We start from the raw sequence: 24,274 nt of genomic DNA on the forward strand, positions 1-24,274 counted from the left end.
CAGCAATATCGGCGCCGCGGACCAGCAACGTGGTAGCCAGTGAGCGCAACACCTTCTCCGCAGCAGGCCGCCAAGCGCTGTGCTCGCTGCCAATACGCTCACCTTTTCAGGTGAGCGCCGGCGTCGTTGTTGCATCACTTTGAGCACGTTTCTAGAAGCGCCTCGTAGCTAATGTCCGGCAATGCCAATGTCCTGCAATGGGGAGGATGTCCATGCCAACACGGCTAGGCAGACGAGAAACTGCTTAGCCTACGTGGTGCAGCCAGCGGACAGGGGCGCCTGCCGCGGCGTGACGGAACGGCTCCAGTTCCTCATCCCAAGCCTCGCCCAAGGCCAGCGAGAGCTCTTGGTAGACCATCGAGGGATCACCCTTGCCTGATTCGTAGGCGTAACGGATCCGGTCCTCCGAAACCATGATGTTGCCGTGGACGTCCGTGACGGCGTGGAAGATACCCAATTCCGGGGTGTGGGACCAGCGTGAACCGTCCACGCCGGGGCTGGGATCCTCTGTGACTTCGTAGCGGACATTGGCCCAGCCGCGCAGAGCCGAAGCCAACCGGGCACCGGTTCCGGCAGGACCCTGCCAACTGATTTCCGTGCGCAGCACGTTTGGCGCTGCGGGCTGTGCAGTCCACTGCAAGTCCGAGCGCTGTTCCATCACTGATGCGATGGATGATTCAATATGCGGGCACATGACAGCCGGGGCTGAGTGCACGAACAAAACACCGCGCGTTGATACGACCTTCATTCCATCCTCCATAGCAGTAGGTACGTCTTCCCCAACGACCTTCTTGCTTCTTGAAAGTGGAACTTTTAGTGCGCGGAACCTGTTTGAGCTGGCCCATGTTGTCCGGGCTTTTGACCCGCTTCATGCTTCTATTTCGATTGTATGGCTTTTACTTCTACTCATTGTGCCGTAGCTGGACGGATTACGCCACCGTAATGAATTGAGCCTTTCCGTGCTCAGGCCCGCGGGTGTGCTGTGCGGTAGCTATCGCGCAGCCGTTCCACCGAAACATGGGTGTAAAGCTGCGTGGTGGCCAAGGACGTATGACCCAAGATTTCTTGCACTGCCCTCAAGTCGGCACCACCATCTAGAAGATGCGTGGCAGCTGAATGGCGCAGCGTGTGTGGACCTGTTGCAGAAGTATCGCCCATGGCCTGCAGCAGTCTGTCGACGACTGTTCGCACAGCCCGCTGGTCGATACGGCCACCGCGTTTGCCCAAAAACAGGGCAGCCCCGGCACCTGGCTTGAGCAGGGTTCCGCGGCCAAAGTCCAGCCAGTCTCCTAGGGCGCGATCGGCCGGAACCCCAAAGGGAACGGTCCGTTCTTTGTTCCCCTTGCCCAATACTTTTAGGGTGCGACGTTCACGGTTGATGTCGGCCACGTCCAATCCAGCCAGTTCCCCGACACGAATACCTGTGGCGTAGAGAAGCTCAACGATGGCCAGATCCCTGATCGCTACGGGATCCCGAGTTTGCGCTGCAGCGATGAGCTCATCCAACAGCCGTTGGACTTGTTGCTGCTGCAGTACGGCGGGCAATTTCTTTTCACGCTGGGGGGCCTTAAGGCGCAGGGACGGATCCACCGTAATAATTTCTTCGCGCAAGGCCCACGCCGTAAAGCTGCGTGCCGTTGCCGCACGCCGGGCAAGGGTCGAGCGAGCCAGACCTGCGTTGCTCTGCTCGCCGAGCCAACGCCGCAGCGATCCCAGCTCAAGGTCGGCCACCGAGGTGCTGCCTTCGGCAACAGCATGGATCAGCAAAGCATCTAGATCTCCAAGGTACGCCCGGACTGTGTGTTCCGAACGCCCTCGTTCCAACCGTAGGTACCGCTCAAAGCCAGCAGCCGCGTCGGCGAGGGCCGGAGGCAATGCTGCGCGTTCTTCTGAATCCACATACTCACTCTGCGCCAGCTGGGCGCCTGTAGCAAGTTGCCCCGCCGCAGCTCAGCCTAGACCCGCGGATTGGAGGTAGGTCCCAAGGGTGTCATTGCTTAGCGCCTGGCCGATGGCTGCTATCGCTGAGTCGTCTCGGTTGACTATAGATTGGCCATCCACACTGGTCCCTGTGCCTAACGTAGGCAAGGTGAAGGTGATGACATCAGAGCCGCGAATACCGTTCAGGCTCAGAGCCAAGGCACCGATGGTGCCAGAATCCAGGCCGGCATCCACACTGACATAGGGCGAGATCTTATTCACCAAATCCGTCAGCTTCAACGGGTTTGTCAGCGTCGATGCCGAAAGAACACCGTTCAACATGGCCCTGAGAAAGATCTGCTGATCCTTGACCCGTTGGTAGTCTCCATCGATGAAGGCGTAGCGTTCGCGGACGAACGCCAAGGCCTGGTCACCGTTGAGTTTCTGAGGACCGGCTTTGAAGGTGTAGTTTCCGTGCAGCGTAGTGAAGTCCAGCGGTACGTTGACCTGCACTCCGCCCAGTGAATCGGTGATTGCTTTAAAGCCCTCGAAGTCAACAATGGCAACGTGGTCAATTCTGCTTTTGAAGAGTCCTTCAAGAGTCTGGACCACTAGCGGAACACCGCCGTAGGCCATGGCCGCATTGATTTTGGCTTGTCCGACGCCCGGGATATCTACCCAGGTATCGCGCATGATCGACATCAAGTAGAGGTGTTTACGATCGGCCGGTACGTGCAGCCACATCATGGTGTCCGAGCGTTGATTGGATGCAGCGCCACCTTCAGCTAAATCGAGGGAATCGCCGCGGCTATCACTGCCCAGCAGCAAGATGTTTACAGCCTCCGCGGCCGGACCCTGAGTAACTTTTACCGGCCGCACCGTCTCGTCCGGAAAGGCGTGGGGGATCTTTTGGGTCTGCTGATCGTAGGTGTGGGCCAGATTGGCGACGAACGCCAGGCTGCCCAGAGCTGCAGCCAGAAAGAGGGCCAGCACAACAAGCAGAATCTTCCCCCGGGTGTGATGCCGGCGGCGGGCGGGGACAGGCTGCTCCGCGTTGATGCTCATAGGCTCATAATGCCACCGCCAAAGGGTTTTGTCTGTTCTCCGCGGGCCATCGTTACAGCTCCGTATTGAAGGCCCTACAAACGGTGACTGGCAGTCTCAGTCTGCAGTTCCCGCGACGAACGTTCATAGTCTTTCAGCTCCTACTCCGTCACTTTCGACTGCTGCGCTTCCAGCCGCCGGCAAGCCGTTCTGCCACACCGAGAGCTTCCAACCGCCCCAAACCTGCCAGCACCGTTGAGGCACTCAGCCCCGCGACAACACACAGCTTTTCAACGGTGGTGCTTGTTCGCAGCGGCAAAGCATCCATGAGCAGCAGGTCTGAGGTTCCCAGCCCGTCATGCAGGGCAGCTTCGACGTGGGGTTCAGCCGTGAGGTGCTCACCCATGCCGCCGGCCAATTCTGCGATATCCCCAGCATCAGTGACACACACAGCCGAGCCTTCCTTGAGCAACCGATGACAACCAGCAGAGTTGGCCGAGTACACCGATCCTGGCACGGCCCCCACCAGCCTGCTCAGCCCCTCAGCATGATGTGCAGTATTCAAAGCGCCTGAGCGCCAGCGAGCTTCGACCACTACCGTCACCGAACAGAGCGCTGCGATAAGGCGGTTGCGTTGTAAAAATCTATAACGTGTAGGGTTCGTTCCTGGCGGAACTTCGGCGATAACAAGCCCCTGCTCGGCAATGGTCTGCAACAGGTCCTCGTTTCCCGAAGGATAAAACCTGTCCACTCCCCCGGCCATGACCGCAATAGTTGGCGGCACACGATCGCTGGGGTCAGGGCCGCTGCCCACACCACCGCTTTGACGGTGCCGTGGTGGGCTCAGCTGACCTGTGAGCCCTAGCGATGAACTCAGGGCACCCCTGTGGGCGTGAGCGTCAATGCCGTAGGCGCCACCGCTGATCACGGTGAAGTCCCGCTGTACCAACGAACTGGCAATTTCGACACTGACATTTGCGCCGTAGCTGGTGTTGTCCCGCGAACCAACCACGGCTATGCATTGCTCCTGGGGAGGTATCAGCGCAAGGTTTCCTCTGCACCATAGGGCGAGAGGCGCCGCCAATTCCAGATCGTCAAGAGCGGTGGGCCAGGACGGGTCTTCTGGGATAAGTAGCCGGCCGTTCATTCTGGCCAGACTGGCTAGATCGCGTTCGGGCGCCACATCAGCCAGACGTGGACGCCACCGTGCCAGCACGTCTGCAAGGCCGGACCATCGTTCTGTCCCCGCCGCGTTCAGAACCTCTGTGACGAGTTGTTCAACCCGGGCATTGGAGGAATCATTGCTGCGAATCAAGGACAGTGCCTCTTCGGGACCAAGCACCTGGACCAGTGCCAAACCCGGTAAATCCGATGGCTCCATGAGCCGGGTCAATGCGGCCCGAGCAATCCGCAGAGCGCGGCCCGTACGGTCCTGTTCAGTGGGCTCATCCGTTGCCTCGATGTCAGTCATGGTATTTCTCCTCGTTGCCGCAGTGTCAACGCCAAGCCAACGTCTTCGCTGCCCGGCCGTTCTCGTCCTTGGAGATCGGCGACCGTCCATGCTAGGCGCAGCACGCGGTCATAGCCGCGGGCACTCAGGACCCCCGTTCCCATGGCCTTGTCTAAAAGCGCGGTGTCGTGCCTACCCAACCGCAAGGGCCCGCGCAGCACCTGTCCGGTCACATCCGCATTGTGAACCAGGGACCATGGCTTCAGCCGCTCAGCAGCAATGTCGCGGGCAAGCTGTACTCGTTGAGCAACCTGTTGACTGGATTCCCGTGGCTGCGAATCAGCCAGTTGTGACAACTGCACCTTGGTCACTTGCAGCTGGATGTCGACCCGGTCCAGCAAGGGACCTGAGAGTCGGCCAAAATAACGGCGCCGGGCCATAGGCGTGCATTGGCAATTAATGCCTTTGCCGGTGGCTTTCCCGCAAGGGCAAGGGTTGGCTGCCATGACAAGCTGGAACCGTGCAGGATAAGACGCTGTTCCGGCTGAACGATGCAAGACCAGCTCACCGCTCTCCAAGGGCTGGCGCAGCGCATCCAGCACACGCTTATCGAATTCAGGAGCCTCGTCCAAAAATAGAACACCCCGGTGAGCGCGAGTGGCCGCGCCCGGACGGGGAATCCCGCTGCCCCCACCAATGATCGCTGCTGTACTGGCAGAGTGGTGCGGGCGCTCATACGGAGGGCGTCGAACAAGTTCCATGAGAGCCTCGCCACGATGATCCAGCGAGTGAATGGCGGTGACCTCCATGGCCTCGGCATCGCTGAGATCGGGCAGCAGCCCGGGCAGGCGTTCGGCCAGCATCGTTTTGCCTGAGCCCGGCGGTCCCACCATCATGAGGTGGTGGCCACCGGCCGCCGCAATCTCTAAGGCCACACGAGCCACCGGCTGGCCCGCTACTTCAGCCAGATCCACCTGTTGTTGCTTCGTGGCCCCAGCCCGTCCGGCCTTGTCCTTGGCGCTGCCTCCGGCCCATCCGCCCCCAACACCGCGGAGATTTTTAGGGTCCGCGTCGAAGGCGAAGGCGACTTGAGCCAAATTGTCATAGCCGCGAACTTTGGCGCCCTTAACCAGTTGTGCCTCGGCCAAGTTGGCGGTGGCCACAACGAATTCCTGGCAGCCTGCCGACAGCGCCGCTAGGACGGCTGGCAGCACTCCGCGGACGGGGCGCAACCGCCCATCCAGACCCAACTCGGCAATGAACACCGTGCCCCCGGTTCCGCGCAGATCTCCGGCCGCATTGAGCGCTGCCATCACGATGGCCAAGTCGAAAGCTGATCCTTTTTTGGGTAGCGATGCCGGCACCAGATTGACGGTGATCTTGCGCCTGCTCAAGGGTATTCCAGAGTTCTGTGCCGCTGAACGGATCCGCTCGCGGGCCTCATTTAACGAAGCATCAGGGAGTCCCAACAGTATGAAATTGGGCAGCGTTTGACCAATGTCCGCCTCGACCTCAATGACGTGCCCATTGAGCCCCACCAGCGCCACAGCGAGGGCTCGGCCCATACCCATCAGGCCACCCCCTTGAGATGGTCTATTGAGGGTGGGCCAGATTGATCCATCACGATCCCGATGGCGTCGATGCGCAGGGATCCCACAACGTAGTGGTGATCGCGGGCCCACAGCACCGCCAGGGTGCGCAGTCGTAAAAGTTTGGCCCGGGTTAGCGCTTCTAAGGGGTCACCGTATCGCCGAGAACGGCGCGTCTTAACCTCGACGATGACGAGTTCGCCGCCGTCTAACGCCACCAGATCTATCTCACCGCTGGCGCACCGCCAATTGCTGTCAATGACCCGAATGCCGTGTTCTTCCAGGTAATCTGCGGCCATCCGTTCACCGGTCTGGCCGAGTATGTCCTTTGTTCTCATGACCGCCTCCACTGCCAGCTTGGCGGGCTTGGCAGGACAGCGAAAGGTCCCAACACTCAATTGTGGATACTGGACCGGGACTACTGCCTGTGAGGGACTCAACGCCTGAATCAAGGCAGAATTTTTAGTCCGATAGCCGGCTCAGCTTGTGGAAAATTCTTGAGGTTCGCTCTTCCTAGAGCCCGCAGCAAAAGGCCTGGTTCAAGCCGACGTGGAAATCTGCGTGGGGTTAGTATCCGGAGGACTCTATTTTTTCCCGCTCCAACGGCTAGTGAAATACTGCTAATTATCGCGCGATTTTACGGAGTGAATGACGCAATTAAAGAGCTCCCATTGGGCGATGTGGGCGTTCGGTATGGGTCCCCATTGATCCGGCGAAGGCGTGGAACTACGCCCATCCAGCTTGGATACATTGTCTCTCGGTTCCACCGGGCGTAAGAAGATGTCTACCACGTAGGGTTCGTTAGGGCGTCTGACGCTGAGCCTATGCAGTGACGAAGGTGCCGGCGCAGTAGTCAACTCCAGTACCCCGTCTTCAGCATTGACCACCTGGCCGGAGAGTAACTGTCGAACATCGTCAGAGAGCAACTGGGAGTTAAAGGTACTAATTCGAAACGCGTATTCACCGAGCGGGTCGTGGCCATACGAGGTGATGATCCCTTTCCCCATGACCACCTCCGACAGTCTCTCGTCATGCTCCTACAGGATCAACGGTAATGGTTGAGTCGAGCTAGTTTGATTCGAACGCATCAGCCTCTTGCAACCTGCTGATAGCCAGATCAAGGACTGCTATTGCCTCGGCAGGATTGTCATCTCGGGTGTATATTTTGGCCAGTTCGACCATACTGCCAGCAACTTGCTGGCTGATCAAGGTGTTGTGGACGTTTCCGAATCGCGAAATTATATCCTGATACGTCGCTTTGGCCTGCGGCTTCTGACCAGAGCTGTACAGTGCGACGGCACGAGCATGAAGAGCATCGATGAGGACTGTGATCAGCTCATCGGCCTCAGCTACGGGCCCGTCCGCCTTCTCTGGAATTTCGAAAGACAACCTTTCCGCAGCTTCTGCAAACTCTGCGGCCGTTGCGTCAGGGTGATCATGTTCGAACTGCTTGAGCGCTTCTTCCTGCATATCAACCATTTGGCTCGAGCCTTCGGCGGCCGGGACAGCTTTAAGCACGCCGTAAACTTTGTTGCCGCGGGTTACCCAGCTCGAGTGCCCGGCTTCAGCCTGGCGAATGAATGACGACGGTGAACCCTGCCCGATTTCGCTAGCGGTCAACTCCAAGAGTCTTTTATTGTCCGTGGGCAGCGCGTATTCCGCTAATTCATGTGCGTATTTTTCGACTGAAGCTGGTTCAATGATTGCCACAACGCGGCCATGTCGGGCTAGAGAGACTCGCCTGCCCCCTTGAAGAGCTTCAAACAAGTGGCTAGCCTCGTCCTTGATTCGAGAGATGGGTATCGGTCCATATTCTGAGGGTTTCATCCAAATACACCAACTTTCTTCCTTGTTCTATAGGTAGAATATTACCTTGAAACCGCGGTCAGGTGAATCGAATACCGAAGGAGCTGAAAGTGTCCATCTATTCCGACGGAACGGCCGCTTACCGCGAGACAACGAAGTGGTTAACTGCCTTCGTCCCGCTGACAGCCATGGTCGCCTCCATACTGACTCTCGGCCCTCCAGTCCTCCGAAGCATTCAAGACGCACCCTCCCTCCCTGCTTGGATCGGCGAGCATACCGTGGTCCTTCTCTGCATTGCCGTCCTGTTCGGCGGCCTAACCGTGATACTTTCCTTCGGCACTAAAGTTCTCAGCGTCGAACCCCAAGACATTGGGCCTCTCCTCAATTCCCCGGAAAAACGGTCAGAGCTTGCGGCCGTGATCGGGACAGGCACCACCGCCCCATGGTTCTTAGACTTAGCTACGTTCAATGAAGCACTGGGTGAAATAGCAAAAGCACCCAAAGATCCAAATAGCCCCCCACGTAACGACACCTCTCAAATCGATCAGTTCAAGTTGGCGGTAGAGGTATTGCGTGATTGGTCTCTTTATCACGAGATCCAAATAGCGTTCCGAAATTTTCTTCGTGCATTCATCGCGTCAACTATCGCCATTGCAATTGCAGCATTAGTGGCGCCAGCACAACTGGAATCCGTGATTCCCGTTGACAAGCCAACGCTGGTCAGCATAGAAGTGAATGAATCCGGCCAAAACGATCTCCTAACAAGAACTGGCTGCACAGACCCCACAGCGTCGACATTTACGGCTATTGGAGGTAGCTGGAAGCACCCCGAACTGGCCGTGGACGGTCCAGGATGCGCTTTTGGCGCGGCATGGCACCCCAGACGTGGCCACATTGAGCTAAGGCTGCCCTCGCTCCCCTAGCCTTTGCTCTCCCATCAAGTGGTCGAAATAGCAGCCCCGATTTCATCTCAACAGGACGGCGGGTTGCTCCTTGCGGGAACAGGGAGGGCCTCTCCAACACTGGCTAAATTCCGCCAGGACGCAGCAATGCCCGGCCGAACCATTCCGACCGGGCAAAGAGAACACTGGCACATTCTGCCGCGTAGATGCTGCTTCGGGGCCACCCTAAAGTTAGTAGGCCACCGAGAAGCGTTGCTTGCGATGGGCCGCGGACTCGACCTCGTCGATGACAGCCAGCCCGAAATCGGCTCCGGAAATGTTCGAATTTCCTGCTGCATCAACGAGCAGCACCTCGCCGCCGATACGGTAGGAACCCGTTGCCTCACCAGGCGCAAAATCGCCAAAACCGCCAGCAGGGCTCACATAGAACCAGTCCAGCTCGGCGGGAGCGTCCTGAAGCATCTCCAAAAGTCGGGCTCCGGTCTGGGACTCCGGCAAGATCTCCGCCGGGAACTCTGGCACATCCATGAGGCGAGGGCCGCCGGGGGCCACCTGCAGAGATCCTGCGCCACCAACGACACCCAGGCGTGCACCCGCCGCTGCAGCCAGCGGCAACAGCTCCGCCACAACACCTTCCAGCTTTCCCGTCAGCTCACCACGGGGCGAAAGCGTCTCAATGACAACATCTGCATCGACGACGCTGGAAGCCAAAAATTCTGAATCGAACACGGAACCGGTGATGTACGTTGCCCCATCAACTGGGTTCGCCGGCAAATTCCGGCTCAGGGACGTCACCTCATGACCGCGCTTAACTGCCTCCCGAACAATGTTGCTCCCGGCGTACCCAGTTCCGCCGAGGACCTTGATCTTTGCCATTCGCTTACTCCCTGACTTACGTTTAGACGGCCTACATAGCCGCATTCACTCAATGCTTACTAAAAGAGAGTAACATACCTACAGTTAGTAAATTTGCTAGAATGGGTGTTCCAGCGGTGCGCAGAAGAAGATCGCGGAGAAGAGAACAGAGAACTATGAGCCAGCCGCTATGGGACCCCTACGATCGAAACTGCCCTTCGCGGGCGGTGCTGGACCGAATCGGCGACCGCTGGAGTGTGCTCGTGGTGGGTGCTTTGAGTCAGGGTCCGCTCCGGTTCTCGGAATTGGCCAAACGCGTGGACGGTGTGTCACAAAAAATGTTGACGCAAACTCTGCGCGGCCTAGAGCGCGACGGCCTGATCACCCGCACCATGTACGCCCAAATTCCACCTCGAGTGGACTACCAGCTCAGTGAATTCGGATCCAGTTTGGCCATACCTCTCCAAGCCTTGGAGACGTGGGCCAAGGAAAACATGCCGGCCATCATGCGAGCTCGCGACGGCTACGACGCCACTCAGCTCCCCCAAAAATAATTGCCCAAGCCAGCCCCACACAAAACACAAGGACGACGGCGGAAGGTAAGTTCCGGCGTCGTCCTTATCTTTTAGGTGGGGCTGGGCCTCGATCACGGGGCTGGCACAGCCTTAGCCGAAAGAGCCGAGCTGGCCATCCTTGGGGATCTGCAGGTCATCGGACTTCATGAGTTCTTCGACGTTGACATCTTTGAAGGTGATGACTCGGACGTTCTTCACGAAGCGGGCCGTGCGGTAAACATCCCACACCCACGCGTCCTGCAGGGTCAGATCAAAATACACTTCGCCGTCGGCCGAGCGGGCTTGCAGGTCCACGTGATTGGCCAGGTAGAAGCGGCGTTCAGTCTCCACCACATAGCTAAAAAGATTCACCACATCGCGGTATTCGCGGTAAAGCTGCAGTTCCATCTCGGTTTCGTAGTTTTCCAGATCCTCAGCACTCATGCTTCCATCATCCATCACCGGGACCCCACTTTCCCAACGGGGCCGCTGGGGTGGCGAAAACTATACGAGTCGCCAGGTCTTGCGATGGTGGTCGGTGGCGCCGAGTTCAGCAATTGCTGCCTTGTGTACCGGCGTTCCATAACCCATATTGGAGTCCCAGCCGAACGCAGGGAACTCCTGTGCGAGGCCCGCCATGATGGCGTCACGCTCCACCTTAGCCAAGACGCTGGCAGCGGCAACGGACATGCACGTCATATCCGCCTTGATGCGTGTTTGAATCCGCCACGGCGCTGCGACGGGCTGCTCTAGTTCTGCTTCTGGGACCGTGAACAAGTCCAACCCGATTTGTTGCGGGACAGAAAGCCAGTCCTGATTGCCATCGAGAATCACAAAGTCAGGGATCACCGAGGCCGCCGCCTGGGCCATGGCGCGCTGGCCTGCGAGGCGCAGAGCTGCCACCAACCCCAACGCATCAATTTCCAGCGCCGAGGCATGACCAACGGCACTTGCAGCCGCCCAATCAATGATGGTGGGCACGAGTGCTTCGCGGACGGGAACTCGCAGTAGCTTGCTGTCTTTGACGCCGGGGAGCTCAACCGTGGATTCGGGATGGATGATGACCACCCCAACACTGACGGGTCCGGCGAGGGAGCCCCGGCCCACTTCATCGCAGCCGGCCACGGCTTGGTAACCCTGGGTTGCGAGTTCTTTTTCCCATTCAAGGGTGGGTGCGGCGGCAGCCATTTATGGACCTGTCGAGACGGTGGGCTGCGGCTGGGGCGCGTCACTGACGCTCTTGGGATCAGGAACGTCGGCAAAAACGTCCGGGTAATTGCCCAGGATTCCCACCCTGTTCAGGGGCCAGGCAATCACAATCGCCCGGCCCTCAACATCGGCGATGGGGACAAAACCGGTGCTGTTGAAGCTCTGGTGATAGCGCGAATCCTGTGAATTATTGCGGTGGTCGCCCAATACCCACAAGTGTCCCTCAGGAACGGTGACCTCAAAGGTGAATTCCGACGGCGCTGCGCCCGGGAAAAGATAGGGCTCGGTGATGGCGGCACCGTTGATGGTCAGCTTGCCGTCGTTATTGCAGCAGATGACCTTATCCCCCGGCATACCAATGATCCGCTTGACCAAGTGCTGCTCAGAGCTGTCCGGTGCTAGGCCAATAAAGGTGGCCACATCATTGAGCCAACCCGAAGGTTTGTTAGCAACAGGCTCTTCTTTGAGCCATCCCTGGGTGTCTTTGAAGACCACAATGTCGCCGCGCTTGAGACCGATGGGCTCAGGCACCAGCAGATTGACGAAGATCCTGTCATTGATTTGCAGCGTGTTTTCCATCGATCCCGACGGAATGAAAAAGGCCCTAAACAAGAACGTCTTGATGAGAAAGGAGAGAACCAAGGCAATCACAACAATGGTGAGAATCTCTTTGCCCCACGCCAGCGCCTGCCGGGCGAAGCGCTGGCCGGGTGTGGCCGGCTCGGCCGCTCGGTGATCCGCATTCTCCGCTGCCTGGCCCGAGTTCAAATGACGGGCTCGTAGATCCTGCCGCACCCGCGCGTCGGAAGCGACCGGCTCGGTTCCCTCGTGGGGATCCGGCTCACCGGTTTCTTCCGGCACACTGTGTTGCGTCAACGTTTATTTCCTTAGCAAAGTCAGGTCAAAAATGTGCGTACACACCCTGTCAGGGTGTTAAGCAGTCAGGGTGTTAGGAAACGAGCTAGGGCAGTCCGCCACTGGTTTTTCCGCTGCTGGAATCGTTGTCAATCAGATGTAGTCTCCCCAGCGGCCACACCGTGGCGATGGGAGTGCCAATCACCCGATCGGTTGAAATCAATCCTCCGCCGGGCGCTCCCAAGAGGGATCGCGAATCCAGCGAAACATTGCGGTGATCACCCATAAGCCACAACTTACCCTGCGGAACCGTCACCTCGAACGTCAACGCGCTGGGCTCGTCCCCGGGATACAGGTAATTCTCAGTAACGGGGACACCATTAATTTCCAAGGATCCGTCCGTGGAGCAACATTTCACGGTGTCGCCAGCAACGCCGAGCACCCGCTTCACATACATATTGTCGTTGGGAACCATCCCCAGCCATTGGCCGGCCCCCACGATGCCGTCTGCCACTTCTCCTGCACCAGATTTCAACGGCAGGAAGGAACCTCTGCCGTCAAAGACCACCACGTCGCCGCGCTCAATGGGTTTGTTGGTGAAAGCAAGGCGGGACACCAGCACACGGTCGCCGGTGAGCAGTAGCGGTTCCATCGATTCAGACGGGATGTAGTAGACATCAATCCAGACGTTGCGCAGCAAGGCCAGGAAGAGGAAGAGCACCACTACCGCCAGAACCACAAAACGCCAGCCCAGTTTCCTGGACTGGCGTTTCGCTTGAGTCAAAGTGCGACTCCCCTTTATTACTTGGTGGGGAGGTTGTCGCGCTTTTCCTTGATCTTGGCAGCCTTGCCGCGCAGGTTGCGCATGTAGTACAGCTTGGCGCGGCGAACGTCACCCTTGGTGACAACTTCGATCTTTTCCAGGACCGGGGAGTGTACCGGGAAGGTACGCTCTACACCGACGCCGAAGGAGATCTTGCGGACCGTGAAGGTCTCGCGGACGCCGTCGCCCTGGCGGCCAAGGACGAAGCCCTTGAATACCTGAACACGTGAGCGGGAACCTTCAATAATGTTCACATGAACATTGACGGTATCGCCGGCACGGAAGGCGGGGATGTCGCTACGCAGGCTAGCTGCGTCAACAGAATCGAGAATCTGCATTTTTCTCACTCCAGGCAAACGCCACAGGTCATTTACTTTGTGTCACGTTTCTCAGGGACGGCACAAAGCCAGTCATGAGAAGCGAAAGAATTGGACCGGATTCCATGGATGGAATACCAGCGTGCCGCCCTGTTGACGATCGCTCCCCCTGTGGCAGGAACGCGCCCAGTAGGCACATCTATTTATTTTGCCACACCCATGGCCATCTCGCTAATCCAGTGCGGTGGCCCAAGTGCTCAAAACGTCACAGTTCAGACGCGGCTTCACTGTGCTCATGCGTCGTCGCTGTGTTCATGCGTCGTCGCGACGCACGGCCCTACCATCGACGACGGCGTACCCGAGTTCCCAGAGCACGTTACGGTCCGTCTTGCTAAAACTGGAAACATCGAGGGCATGAATCAGGTCTGGACGGCGTTCGGCTGTGCGACGCAACTGCAATTCCTTGCGGAACTTGGCGATCTTGCCGTGGTTACCGCTGAGCAGCACATCCGGCACTTCCCGCTCACGCCATGAGGATGGTTTGGTGTAGACGGGGTACTCCAGCAGCCCGTCAGAGTGGGATTCTTCAATGAGGGACTCCGGGTTCCCCACTACTCCGGGGATCAGCCGGCCAATGGCCTCAACCATTGCCAAAACAGCAACTTCACCACCGTTGAGCACGTAGTCGCCCAAACTGACAGGGCGGACGATGTACTCATCGGCAGCCCATTCCAGGACCCGCTCATCGATTCCTTCGTAACGGCCGCAAGCGAAGACAAGGTGTTCGGTCTCGGCCAGCTCGTAAGCCAACGCCTGGGTGAAAACCTCACCCGCAGGTGACGGCACGATCAAGGTGGGCCGCACGCCGTCGGACGTGGGAGAGGCGGCCGCAATGTCGGTCAACGCCTGCGCCCACGGCTCCGGCTTCATGACCATGCCAGCGCCGCCACCGTAGGGTGTGTCATCCACGGTGCGGTGGCGATCTGCCGTGTAGCTGCGCAGGTCGTGGACCGCCAGCTCGAGCAGACCTTCGGTGCGAGCCTTGCCAATCAGGCTCAGGTCAAGGGGCGCCAGGTATTCAGGGAAGATGCTGACAACGTCGAACCGCATTATTCGGGCGTTCCTTCCGAACCATCAGCACCGTCAGCGCCACTGAGATCGGCAGCTTCGCCACTCTCATCGTTTTCCGAAACATCCTTGTTGACGGTGAACAGGCCAGCCGGCGGAGTGACTAGCACGTAGCCGTCCTCAATGTTGACCTCGGGGACGATCTCGTCGACGAAAGGCACCAGGACTTCATCGCCTTCATTGTCTTCAACGATGAGCAGGTCCTGCACGGCCTGGGTCCGCAACCCGGCGACCTTGCCAACCTTCTTGGCGCCAACCCGAACTTCAAGGCCGAGCAGCTCATGTTCGTACCAAGCGTCGTCATCCTCGTCATCATCGGATTCGAAGAACATCGTGGCGCCACGGAGCAGTTCGGCGTCGTTGCGGGTGTTAGTGCCTTCGAATCCCAGCAGGAGAATGTCCTTGTTCCAGCGCGAGCTCTTGACCGTCAAGCTGCCGATCTTTGCCGGCTCCACCACGAACTCGGAGCCGACCGCGAAGCGGGAATCGGGGGCGTCGGTAAGGACCAAAACGGTGACCTCACCCTTGATGCCGTGGGGCTTGCCAATCCGGGCGACCTGGACCTGCATGGGAACTCCTAAGTTGTTACTGAAATTTGGGGAAAAATTTGGCCCCGTCACCATTATGGTGCCGGGGCCAAACGTTTGGCTTTACTGCTGAAAACTTGTTGCAGCCTTAGCTGCGCAAGCTCTGGGCAGGTTAGTGGCGGCGATCCGTGTCAACAACGTCAACACGTACCGGCTCGCCGTGGGCCAGAGCGGAAACCACTGTGCGCAATGCGCGAGCGGTGCGGCCCTGGCGGCCAATAACCCGACCTAGATCGTCTTGATGAACGCGCACCTCGAGGGATTCCCCGCGGCGGTTGTTCTTGACGCTCACCTTAACGTCCTCGGGAGAATCAACGATCCCGCGGACAAGATGCTCCAGCGCTTCAGCCAACAAGCTACTCAGCCTCGGTGCTCTCAGTTACTTCTGCCTCGTCAGCCTTCTTGGCCTTCTTGGTGATGGCTTCCTTGACAACAACGTTCTTGGCTTCCGGAGCAACGAATGCTTCCTTGGGAGCCTTGGTCTTCAAGGTGCCTTCGGCGCCCTTGAGTCCCTTGAACTTCTGCCAGTCACCGGTGATCTTCAGGATCTTGGCAACAGGCTCGGACGGCTGAGCACCGACGGAGAGCCAGTACTGAGCGCGGTCGCTGTTGACCTCGATGAAGGACGGGTTTTCGGTCGGGTGGTACTTACCGATTTCCTCGATGGCACGGCCGTCACGCTTTGAGTGTGAGTCCATGACGACGATGCGGTAGTACGGGGCGCGCATTTTACCAAAGCGCTTAAGGCGAATCTTTACAGCCACTTTTGTGGTTACTCCTGTTTCGGAAAAGGGGCGAAATCCGTTTTACGCTCCCGTGGGGCGGGCCGTGCTGCGGACTTCTAAGGACAGGACCAGCACGCGGAGAGAGGGGCCACGTGGATCGAGTACCTGTTCATTATGCCAGATTAAAGGTGGGGTGTGCGACGCGTGACGCAACCTGTGTTGTGTGTTATCCGTCATGACCGAGGAGCGGAGGGTGCGCCTTCGCAAAAATGAAGCCGATCCCGCTTTCTGATCCCGGAATTTCGGGCTCAGAAAGCGGGATCGGCTTCATTTCCGCGCCCTGTCAGCTAGCGAGCGGTGGGAGCGGCTGGGAGTTACTCGGCCGAGTAGAAGAACAGGCTCATTTTGGCGTTGTCTTCAGAGGCCGCCACCGCCGCGGCGGCCATGGCGGTCAGTGCACGCAGTAGCGGTTCGGTGACCTCGGGAGTGGATTCCATCTCCTCGGCACCAGCCCACTGAGCTGCTAGCTCGGCTACGTCTTCGGGATCCTCGGGAGCGTTGAGCTCGGCGAAGACCTCCAACAGCGCATCAGGAACGGCGAAGAGGGTATCGAGCTCAATGTCAACCAAGCTCAGCTCGGCAGCAACACCGGTTGCATGGACTTTCTTGACGGCAAATTCGCCAAGTACTTCAATCTCAAAGTCGCTCAGACCGGGGGTCGGCAGCACCGGCACATCGATCTTGGGTGATTTTCCGGATTGCCGCGCCTTGGCCCGGGCGACTGCCTGGTGGTGGTCGGCGATGAAGAACTCAGAGTAATTGGCCACGCAGAAGCCTTTCAAGTCGGTGGCCCGGCACCTAGCAGGGTTTGAGGTGCTGGGGAGGCCCGCTGATTAACTAAGCGGACTGTACGGAATCAACACTAACGCGAATTTGGTTCTTCCACGGATCCTCGAAGCGGAGATCGGCGCCGGTGTTGGCGACGGCAATGCCATGGTGGGCCAAACGCTCACCCAAGGCCCCGACGTCGTCCTTGCCTGGGAGCTGGATGAGTACCTCACCAAGGCCCAAGGTGTCCTTACGGGGGCCGGCGCCGCGGCTGTTCCAGACATTCATTGCCATGTGGTGGTGGTAGCCACCGGCCGAGACGAACAGTGCCTGGCCGTGGAAGCCTGAGGTCTTTTCGAAGCCGAGGGTGTCAACGTAGAACTGCTCTGCCGTCTTGACGTCGCCAACCTGTAGGTGGACGTGGCCAATGCCGGCGTCGGTGTTGCGCTGACCCACAACAGCCTCTTCGGTGAGGTGCTGCTGCAGGTAGCGCTGGGGCGAAAGAGCCAAGGAAGCCATTTCTACCTCGCCGTTGACCCATTTCCAGGCGTCGCGGGGGCGGTCCCAGTAGAGCTCGATGCCGTTACCTTCGGGATCGGTGAAGTAGAAGGCTTCGGAGACCAGGTGATCGGCGCTGCCGGCAAAAGCCTGCGGGCTGTACTGGGCCGCACTTGCCACGGTGGCGGCCAGCGATGCCTGATCATCAAAGAGCAAAGCGGTGTGGAACAGGCCAGCTTCGCCGCGGCCGGGAATGTGCAGGCCACCAGCGGGCTGCAGGTGCACCAGCGGGGTGGTACCGCGTCCCAGGTACTGACCACCGTCGGCTTCGGCAACCACATCCAGGCCGAGGGCCTTTTGGTAGTAGTTGCTCATGTTTGTCATATCGCCAACCTTGAGCATCACAGTGCCCATGGTGAGGTCGGCGGAAAGCAGATCGTTTTGTACAGTCATGATGTCTCCAAGGCTTGTTGGCTTGTTATTACTTATATAGTAGCAAACTACTTGAAGCTTCAACCTATTCCCGAGGGGTTAGTTTTATTCTCATGACTACCCGGGCACCCTTGACATCCAGAAAAGCCTCATGGTTGCGCAGTTCTGCCAGCGCTGGCGTCCACTGTTCGTGGGGAAGCTCACTAAAGCCACAGCTTGCATAAAAGGGTCCATTGAACGGAATGGACGCAAAAGTAGTCAGTGTCATGGAATGAAAACCGGCTTCGGTGGCCCAGGCAATGGCCGCGTTGACCAGCTGGCGTCCGATCCCCTGCCGCGCATACTGCGGGCTCACCGACAATTGCGCCATATGTGCTTGGCCGTCGACGATCTCCAGCCTGACAAAACCCGCTGGCGGGCGCCCGGCCACCATGATGTGAAAAGCGTCGGCGTAATCTTCCGCCGAGTCTGGCGCGGGAAAGTCTGCAATGGAGATGGGCGGATCCAGGGTTTCAAAAGCCGAATCGGCGTCGGCTTCGATGGCAGGCAGCAGCGCGAACTCTGTCAATGCGGCCGGGCGGATTTCCAACATCTCAAAAGACTATCCGCTGGCTGTGACAATCAGAATGGCTTGCTGCGAATCGGCTGGCACTGGGCCCTTAGACCCCGCGCTGCGCTGCTTCAATGAACTGCTCGATCTGCGCGGCACCGTCGGTGGTATCTTGCGGCCGGTGCCCGCTACGAAGGACCACGTGTTTGGCGCCAGTACTTTCAAGGTAGTCGGCGACCTCTTCGTACAGCGGTTCCCACCCTCCGGTAAGGACCAAGGTGGGTACTCCCGGGACGATCAGCAGCGGAGCCTCTGCCGAAGGCAATTGCAACCTGGCCCGGGCAGCCCGGCGAATCACCGGCTCCGCAGTTCCCGCCGTGGTGATGGCCAGCAGGGTATTGAACTCCATCAGAAATTCCGCATCGCCAAGTACCTCGGAGCGGGCAAACAATTCCTGCACACGCCTTGAATAGGCCGCGGTTGCGGGCAGTTCGGCAGTCAGTGACGGCAGCAATGGCTCAATCAAAATGAGCGAGCGGACCAAATCTGGCCGCTGCACCGCTGCCATCATGGCGGCCACTGCGCCTTGGGCGTGAGCCACTACGTGCCCACCGCGGCCGAGAGCGTCGATGACAATCTTGGCGTCGGCGGCAAAGTCAGTTGCGGCAGGAGGTGCGACGGCGTCGAATCCCGTCCGCTTCAGAAAGAGACAATCGTAGTTCCCGGCGAGGAGGTGTTGGGCTGGCCAGGCAGCGGCCCCATAGCTATCCATGCCGTGGATAAACACAATCCGGGTTTTACTCATTGATGCAGGTTACCGGATAGCTCTGACAAAGCCCGCCATTCCTATGCCTACGCGGGTTTACCACGGCGACAACCCCCGCGAGACAGCGAAAGGCCCCGTCCGGCGTCGTAAATCAACAACGCGGACAGGGCCCAGCCATTAAAACTGGCCGCTGAAAACTACTTGCCCAGGAACTTCTCGAATCCCTTGGGCAGGTTCAAACTCGAAGGGTCGAAGTCCTGAGCGCCGGCGCCAAAAGCAGCGCCCGTGGGCAGGGATTTGGGCGCGTTGGCCTTCTCCTGTGCGGCCTTCAACTCGGCAGCCGCCTTGGCCGGGTTGCCGGAGCGCGCCTTCTTTTTGGCGCCCTGCTTACCCTTGCGGGCGCTATTGAAGCCGCCGGGGCCTGCAACGCCGGGCATGCCGGGGATGCCGCCACCCTGCGCCATCTTCTTCATCATCTTCTGAGCCTGGCCGAAGCGCTCCAGCAGGCCGTTGACCTCGGAGACATGAACGCCAGAACCCTTGGCGATGCGTGCGCGGCGTGAACCGTTGATGATCTTCGGCGCAACACGCTCGTGCGGGGTCATGGAGCGGACGATGGCTTCGACCCGGTCGATCTCGCGCTCGTCGAAGTTTTCCAGCTGCTGACGCATGCCGGCGGCGCCGGGCATCATCATGAGCATCTTCTTCATGGAGCCCATTTTGCGGATCTGCTGCATCTGGGCGAGGAAGTCATCCAGGGTGAAGTCTTCCTGGTCGGCGAACTTCTGCGCCATCCGCTCGGCTTCGCCCTTGTCCCAGTTCTTTTCAGCCTGCTCGATGAGCGTGAGGACGTCGCCCATGTCTAGGATACGGCTGGCCATACGGTCCGGGTGGAACAGCTCGAAATCGTCCAAGCCCTCACCGGTGGACGCGAACATGACGGGTTTGCCGGTCACCGAGGCAACCGAGAGTGCGGCACCACCGCGGGCGTCGCCGTCGAGCTTGGTCAGCACAACGCCGGTGAAGTTGACGCCCTCATTGAAGGCCTGGGCCGTGTTGACGGCATCCTGACCAATCATGGCGTCAATGACGAACAGGACCTCGTCGGGGTTGATGGCGGCGCGGATATCCGCAGCCTGCTTCATCAGTTCAGCGTCAATACCCAGGCGGCCGGCGGTGTCAACAATGACCACGTCGTACAGTTTGGACTTGGCCTCAGCAATACCGGCCTGGGCAACGGCGACGGGATCGCCAGTTGCGGATTCAAACTCGCTGGACACGCCGGGGTGCGGTGCAAAGACGGGAACGCCTGCGCGCTCACCGTTGACCTGCAGCTGCTTGACGGCGTTGGGGCGCTGCAAATCCGCGGCGACCAACAGCGGGCTGTGACCCTGACCCTTGAGCCACTTGGACAGCTTTCCGGCGAGGGTGGTTTTACCAGCACCCTGCAGACCGGCCAACATGATCACGGTGGGCGGGTTCTTGGCCAAGTTGATGCGCCGGGTTTCGCCGCCAAGGATGGCAACGAGTTCCTCGTTGACGATCTTCACGATCTGCTGCGCCGGGTTCAGCGCCTCGTTGACCTCCGAGCCCAGGGCGCGTTCGCGGACCTTGGCGGTGAACGCGCGGACCACGGGCACGGCAACATCGGCGTCCAGGAGGGCGCGGCGGATCTCGCGCACTGTGGCATCGACGTCGGCCTCGCTCAGCCGTCCCTTGCCACGCAAGTTCTTAAAAGTTGCTGTCAGCCGGTCAGATAGGGAGTTGAACACGCGCCGGGTACTTCTTTCGTCAGGGATTAACCAACGCCCGCGCGGGACAGCCCTGCGGCCGGCCCGCGCATGAACGCGGCAATTTACGTTAGTCAGGATGAGAACGGCGGAACGGCGCTAACACCGCCCCACTCCCTTTCCTGAGGGACTTAACTATCAAGGGTACCAACTACGCCGACTCTTCGCTGCACATTCCGTTTCAACTTTGGCAATTGCGCCACGGGGAAAATTTCCGCCACGCACCAGCGCAACACCCTGAAAATTGGCCCCGTTTGGTGGCATGCTGAAGGGGTGATGAAAAACACCGAAGCCTCTGCCAATCCGAATTCCACGCACGACGCCGGGTCCCCGACTTCCGCGGCCAGCCCGGGTGGGCGGGTCAAGACGTTAGTGATTTTAGGGGCCTCAGGTGATCTCACCGGCCGGCTCCTGTTGCCCGGTGTGGCCCGGCTCATTGCCTCGGGCCGCGCGCCCGGGCTGCAGCTGGTGGGCGCCGGTAGCGATGACTGGTCGCCGGCGCAATGGCAGGAACGGCTCAGCGGTAGTTTCGCTGATGCATTCTCCCTCGAGTCAGACTCCAGTTCCGAGGGCCGGGAGGAATTGCAAAGGGTCCAAGAGGGCAGCAGCTATCACCAGCTCGATGTCACGGCCAAGGGCGCCTTGGGAGAATTCCTTGCAACTGTTGAAGGCCCTGTTGCGCTGTACTTTGCCCTGCCACCGGCGGTAAGCCAGAAGGCCTGTGAAACGCTGTTGGCCAAGGAACTGCCTCCGGGCACCCGGTTGGTCATGGAGAAGCCGTTCGGTTCAAGTGCCGAATCTGCCCGGGCGCTCAACGCCACCTTGGCCAAGCTGGTTCCAGAGGACCACATCCACCGCGTAGATCATTTCTTGGGCAAGTCCACGGTCCTGAACATCATGGGGTTGCGCTTTGCCAACCGCCTCTTGGAGCATTCGTGGAACAGTGAGCACATTGAAAAGGTGGAGATCATTTTCGATGAATCCCTCACCTTGGAGAACCGCGCCCGCTACTACGATCATGCAGGAGCCGGCCGGGACATGATCCAGAGCCATCTGCTGCAAATCATGGCGATCATGGCCATGGAACCGCCGGCAACACTGGAAGCAAACGATGTCCGCTCCAACATCGCCGCGGTGATGCGTGCCAGCACCATCGGCCCGCACGGCAGTACCGACTTCGTCTCCCACACCCGCCGGGCCCGCTACACAGCCGGCACCATTGGCGACCGCCAGGTGCCCGATTACCTCTCCGAAGACGGCGTTGACCCGGCCAACGATACCGAGACCCTGGCCGAGGTAGAGGTCTATGTGAACAACTGGCGCTGGGCCGGAGTGCCGTTCATCTTGCGTTCCGGGAAGGCGCTGGGCCGGACCCGCAAGGAAGCCGTAGTCACCTTCAAGCCGGTCCCCCATTTGCCCCTAGGCTTCAAAGGCACCGACTCCCCCACTCGCATGCACATTGGTTTCGGCCCGGAGTCCCTAACCCTGGATCTGGACGTCATTGGCCCCGGCGATCTCTTCACACTCGATCGGGTACAGCTGGAATCTGAACTGGGTAGCGATCCTCTACTGCCCTATGGTGAAGTGCTCGACGGCGTACTCAGCGAGGACCCGCTGTTGTCCGTACGCGGAGACACTGCCGAAGAGTGCTGGCGGATCGTGGAACCGGCATTCGCAGCCTGGAAGGCGGCAACCGTCCCCATGGAGGAATACCCGGCTGGCTCCACCGGACCAGAGACGTGGACTACCAGCGGGGACTGACTCTCTTCTGTATGGTCTCTCTTCTGTATGGCCAGCTTAGGACCGACAAAGACGCTCGCAGCCACACCAGATGATTGGGTGTGGCTGCGAGCGTCTCTTTGACGGTGGGACTGGACCGATCGTGAGGCTAGATCGCGGCGACGCCTCGTTCGCCGGTTCGCACGCGCATTACTTCTTGCACGGCGACCATCCAGACCTTGCCATCGCCGGGGTTTCCAGTGTTGGAGCTACCCACAATGATGTCCATCAGATCCCAGGCCACCTCATCAGAGGCTAGAACTTCGATCCGGATTTTCGCATGGAGGTCCACTGCGTACTCGGCGCCTCGGTAGACTTCGGTGTGCCCGCGCTGACGTCCGTAGCCGTGTGCCCCGCTGATGGTCAGGCCTTGTACGCCGTAGCTTTCCAGCGCGTTGCGGACGTCTTCGAGTTGTTCGGGGCGAATGATGGCGGTGATCAGTTTCATGCGTCTACCTTTACTTCGGTGGTGGCGGCCGTTGCGGGCTCGGAGGTGACGCTGCGCTTCTCGGTCATCGGTACAAAGCTGCCGGTGGCGCGGCCACCGAAGTCGTAAGCGGACTCGGCGTGGACTGATACGTCCACTCCTGCTGCCTCGTCGGCAGATGAAATCCGGAAGCCCATGGTTTTGTTGATGACCCAGCCAATGGCGTAGGCGATGACGAATGAGTAGATCATGACTGCTCCGGCAGCGATTGCCTGCTTGCCGAGAAGTTCCAGTCCGCCGCCGTAGAACAGGCCCGTTCCGGCTGCGGGAGAGTTGGGATCGGCAGCGAGGCCAATGAACAAGGTGCCAACCAGGCCACCCACCAAGTGAACGCCAACGACGTCGAGCGAGTCATCGATGCCCAGACGGTACTTCAAGCCAACCGCCAGGGCGCATACTGCACCAGCCAGCAGACCCAGCACGATGGACCACATAGGAGTCAGGGCCGAGCATGCCGGGGTGATGGCGACCAAACCGGCCACGGCACCCGAGGCGGCACCAAGGGAGGTGGCGTGTCCGTCACGGAGCTTCTCAACTACCAGCCAGCCAAGGATTGCTGCGGCAGGGGCGGCGAGGGTGTTGATCCAGGCGTACCCGGCTACAGCGTTGGCGCCGAGCGCGGATCCGGCGTTGAAGCCGAACCAACCGAACCAGAGCAGGCCGGCACCGAGCATGACGAACGGGAGGTTGTGAGGGCGGTGGCTGGGATCCTTGCCGAAGCCTTTGCGGCGGCCAAGGATCAGGGCGAGCGCCAGAGCCGCGGCACCTGCGTTGATGTGTACGGCGGTTCCGCCGGCAAAGTCAATGGCTCCCATGCCTTGGCCGATCCAACCACCTGTGGGGTTGCCGTTGGCGTCTTCGGTGAAAGAGAACACCCAGTGCGCTACGGGGAAGTAGACCACCGTGACCCAGATGGCAGCGAACGTCATCCAGGCACCGAACTTGGCACGGTCAGCGATGGCGCCGGTGATCAGTGCCACGGTGATGATGGCGAAGACGGCTTGGAAGCCAACAAAAACAATCTCGGGGATGGTGCCCACTAGCGGCGCGCCGTCGCCGGTATCCAGGACGCCCTGCAGCCCCAGCTTCTCCAACGGGTTGCCGAGCAGTCCTCCACCTAGGTCAGTTCCAAAAGCTGCGGAGTAACCAAACATCACCCAGAGGACGGCAACTACGCCGATGGCTCCGAAGCTCATCATCATCATGTTCAGGACGGCCTTGGCGCGAGTCATGCCGCCGTAGAAGAATGCAAGCCCCGGTGTCATCAGCAGAACTAGTGCTGCTGAGATGAGGACCCATGCTGTATCGCCAGTGTTCATTGGGCTGGCCTTTCGTTGCAAGAGTTGTTGCCGGCCGCTTCTTCGAGGCTGTGCAGGGTGG

Annotated in this window: 27 protein-coding genes; 3 read left to right on the forward strand and 24 right to left on the reverse strand. The window is 59.5% G+C overall.

Features of this window, described 5'->3' with window-relative positions:
* Positions 1 to 244: 244 nt before the first annotated feature.
* The 7 genes from AB0O97_RS13660 to AB0O97_RS13690 all read right to left on the reverse strand — a co-directional run bounded on the left by AB0O97_RS13660 (position 245) and on the right by AB0O97_RS13690 (position 7,623).
* A complete protein-coding gene (locus AB0O97_RS13660; RefSeq protein ID WP_363839305.1) occupies positions 245 to 748 on the reverse strand; it encodes a DUF3145 domain-containing protein in 504 nt (167 codons plus the stop codon).
* 215 nt (positions 749 to 963) lie between these two features.
* A complete protein-coding gene (locus tag AB0O97_RS13665; protein ID WP_363883381.1) occupies positions 964 to 1,899 on the reverse strand; it encodes a tyrosine recombinase XerC in 936 nt (311 codons plus the stop codon).
* Positions 1,900 to 1,950: 51 nt separating this feature from the next.
* A complete protein-coding gene (locus tag AB0O97_RS13670; RefSeq protein WP_363883383.1) occupies positions 1,951 to 2,985 on the reverse strand; it encodes an LCP family protein in 1,035 nt (344 codons plus the stop codon).
* Between the two features lie 148 nt (positions 2,986 to 3,133).
* Complete coding sequence (locus tag AB0O97_RS13675) at positions 3,134 to 4,435, reverse strand: DNA-processing protein DprA (RefSeq protein WP_363883384.1); 1,302 nt, start codon at positions 4,433 to 4,435, stop codon at positions 3,134 to 3,136.
* A complete protein-coding gene (locus AB0O97_RS13680) occupies positions 4,432 to 5,985 on the reverse strand; it encodes a YifB family Mg chelatase-like AAA ATPase (protein WP_363839294.1) in 1,554 nt (517 codons plus the stop codon). Before AB0O97_RS13680 ends, AB0O97_RS13675 begins: the two co-directional genes overlap by 4 nt.
* Positions 5,985 to 6,341 (reverse strand): YraN family protein, encoded by a 357-nt coding sequence (locus AB0O97_RS13685; RefSeq protein WP_363839291.1) that lies wholly within the window; start codon positions 6,339 to 6,341, stop codon positions 5,985 to 5,987. The genes AB0O97_RS13680 and AB0O97_RS13685 overlap by 1 nt, the downstream gene beginning before the upstream one ends.
* Positions 6,342 to 7,071: 730 nt before the next feature.
* Complete coding sequence (locus tag AB0O97_RS13690; RefSeq protein ID WP_363883386.1) at positions 7,072 to 7,623, reverse strand: tetratricopeptide repeat protein; 552 nt, start codon at positions 7,621 to 7,623, stop codon at positions 7,072 to 7,074.
* A 296-nt stretch (positions 7,624 to 7,919) separates the two neighbouring features.
* Here AB0O97_RS13690 and AB0O97_RS13695 point away from each other — a divergent pair, with 296 nt between their 5' ends.
* Positions 7,920 to 8,732, forward strand: coding sequence for a hypothetical protein (locus AB0O97_RS13695; protein WP_363883388.1), 813 nt, complete (start codon positions 7,920 to 7,922; stop codon positions 8,730 to 8,732).
* Positions 8,733 to 8,942: 210 nt separating this feature from the next.
* Here the strand turns inward: AB0O97_RS13695 and AB0O97_RS13700 are convergent, their stop codons facing one another.
* Complete coding sequence (locus AB0O97_RS13700; protein ID WP_363839282.1) at positions 8,943 to 9,587, reverse strand: NAD(P)H-binding protein; 645 nt, start codon at positions 9,585 to 9,587, stop codon at positions 8,943 to 8,945.
* Positions 9,588 to 9,742: 155 nt separating this feature from the next.
* Here AB0O97_RS13700 and AB0O97_RS13705 point away from each other — a divergent pair, with 155 nt between their 5' ends.
* A complete protein-coding gene (locus AB0O97_RS13705) occupies positions 9,743 to 10,120 on the forward strand; it encodes a helix-turn-helix domain-containing protein (RefSeq protein WP_363883390.1) in 378 nt (125 codons plus the stop codon).
* Between the two features lie 111 nt (positions 10,121 to 10,231).
* Here AB0O97_RS13705 and AB0O97_RS13710 read toward each other — a convergent pair whose 3' ends face one another.
* The 14 genes from AB0O97_RS13710 to ffh form a co-directional block, all read right to left on the reverse strand.
* The gene (locus AB0O97_RS13710) at positions 10,232 to 10,564 is read right to left on the reverse strand and encodes a DUF2469 domain-containing protein (protein WP_363839276.1); all 333 of its coding nucleotides are present in this window, start codon (positions 10,562 to 10,564) and stop codon (positions 10,232 to 10,234) included.
* A 60-nt stretch (positions 10,565 to 10,624) separates the two neighbouring features.
* Positions 10,625 to 11,308, reverse strand: coding sequence for a ribonuclease HII (locus AB0O97_RS13715; RefSeq protein ID WP_363839272.1), 684 nt, complete (start codon positions 11,306 to 11,308; stop codon positions 10,625 to 10,627).
* Complete coding sequence (gene lepB, locus AB0O97_RS13720) at positions 11,309 to 12,013, reverse strand: signal peptidase I (RefSeq protein WP_363839390.1); 705 nt, start codon at positions 12,011 to 12,013, stop codon at positions 11,309 to 11,311.
* Positions 12,014 to 12,290: 277 nt separating this feature from the next.
* Positions 12,291 to 12,968: a signal peptidase I gene (gene lepB / locus AB0O97_RS13725; RefSeq protein ID WP_363839269.1), complete on the reverse strand. Its 678-nt coding sequence runs from the start codon at positions 12,966 to 12,968 to the stop codon at positions 12,291 to 12,293.
* Positions 12,969 to 12,985: 17 nt separating this feature from the next.
* Positions 12,986 to 13,345: a 50S ribosomal protein L19 gene (rplS, locus tag AB0O97_RS13730; protein ID WP_363839266.1), complete on the reverse strand. Its 360-nt coding sequence runs from the start codon at positions 13,343 to 13,345 to the stop codon at positions 12,986 to 12,988.
* Positions 13,346 to 13,636: 291 nt separating this feature from the next.
* Positions 13,637 to 14,434, reverse strand: a complete 798-nt coding sequence (gene trmD / locus AB0O97_RS13735; RefSeq protein ID WP_363883392.1) for a tRNA (guanosine(37)-N1)-methyltransferase TrmD — start codon at positions 14,432 to 14,434, stop codon at positions 13,637 to 13,639.
* The gene (gene rimM, locus AB0O97_RS13740; RefSeq protein WP_363883394.1) at positions 14,434 to 15,021 is read right to left on the reverse strand and encodes a ribosome maturation factor RimM; all 588 of its coding nucleotides are present in this window, start codon (positions 15,019 to 15,021) and stop codon (positions 14,434 to 14,436) included. Before rimM ends, trmD begins: the two co-directional genes overlap by 1 nt.
* A 130-nt stretch (positions 15,022 to 15,151) precedes the next feature.
* Positions 15,152 to 15,394: an RNA-binding protein gene (locus AB0O97_RS13745; protein WP_363883396.1), complete on the reverse strand. Its 243-nt coding sequence runs from the start codon at positions 15,392 to 15,394 to the stop codon at positions 15,152 to 15,154.
* 1 nt (position 15,395) lies between these two features.
* The gene (gene rpsP / locus AB0O97_RS13750) at positions 15,396 to 15,803 is read right to left on the reverse strand and encodes a 30S ribosomal protein S16 (RefSeq protein ID WP_363883397.1); all 408 of its coding nucleotides are present in this window, start codon (positions 15,801 to 15,803) and stop codon (positions 15,396 to 15,398) included.
* Between the two features lie 335 nt (positions 15,804 to 16,138).
* The gene (locus AB0O97_RS13755; protein ID WP_363839252.1) at positions 16,139 to 16,591 is read right to left on the reverse strand and encodes a hypothetical protein; all 453 of its coding nucleotides are present in this window, start codon (positions 16,589 to 16,591) and stop codon (positions 16,139 to 16,141) included.
* A 70-nt stretch (positions 16,592 to 16,661) separates the two neighbouring features.
* Positions 16,662 to 17,543 (reverse strand): VOC family protein, encoded by an 882-nt coding sequence (locus tag AB0O97_RS13760; protein ID WP_363883399.1) that lies wholly within the window; start codon positions 17,541 to 17,543, stop codon positions 16,662 to 16,664.
* Positions 17,544 to 17,607: 64 nt separating this feature from the next.
* Positions 17,608 to 18,114, reverse strand: coding sequence for a GNAT family N-acetyltransferase (locus AB0O97_RS13765; protein ID WP_363839245.1), 507 nt, complete (start codon positions 18,112 to 18,114; stop codon positions 17,608 to 17,610).
* 67 nt (positions 18,115 to 18,181) lie between these two features.
* Positions 18,182 to 18,877: an alpha/beta hydrolase gene (locus AB0O97_RS13770; RefSeq protein ID WP_363883401.1), complete on the reverse strand. Its 696-nt coding sequence runs from the start codon at positions 18,875 to 18,877 to the stop codon at positions 18,182 to 18,184.
* Between the two features lie 158 nt (positions 18,878 to 19,035).
* On the reverse strand, positions 19,036 to 20,610 hold the full coding sequence (gene ffh / locus AB0O97_RS13775; RefSeq protein WP_363839239.1) for a signal recognition particle protein: 1,575 nt from the start codon (positions 20,608 to 20,610) through the stop codon (positions 19,036 to 19,038).
* A 294-nt stretch (positions 20,611 to 20,904) separates the two neighbouring features.
* Here ffh and AB0O97_RS13780 point away from each other — a divergent pair, with 294 nt between their 5' ends.
* A complete protein-coding gene (locus AB0O97_RS13780) occupies positions 20,905 to 22,389 on the forward strand; it encodes a glucose-6-phosphate dehydrogenase (RefSeq protein WP_363883403.1) in 1,485 nt (494 codons plus the stop codon).
* 127 nt (positions 22,390 to 22,516) lie between these two features.
* Here the strand turns inward: AB0O97_RS13780 and AB0O97_RS13785 are convergent, their stop codons facing one another.
* Positions 22,517 to 22,855 carry a P-II family nitrogen regulator gene (locus tag AB0O97_RS13785; protein ID WP_363839234.1) on the reverse strand — a complete coding sequence of 113 codons (339 nt, stop codon included), beginning with the start codon at positions 22,853 to 22,855 and terminating at the stop codon, positions 22,517 to 22,519.
* Positions 22,852 to 24,213, reverse strand: a complete 1,362-nt coding sequence (locus tag AB0O97_RS13790) for an ammonium transporter (RefSeq protein ID WP_363883405.1) — start codon at positions 24,211 to 24,213, stop codon at positions 22,852 to 22,854. Before AB0O97_RS13790 ends, AB0O97_RS13785 begins: the two co-directional genes overlap by 4 nt.
* Between the last annotated feature and the right edge of the window lie 61 nt (positions 24,214 to 24,274).

The sequence above is a fragment of the Specibacter sp. NPDC078692 genome, assembly GCF_040686835.1.
Classification (GTDB): Bacteria; Actinomycetota; Actinomycetes; order Actinomycetales; family Micrococcaceae; genus Specibacter.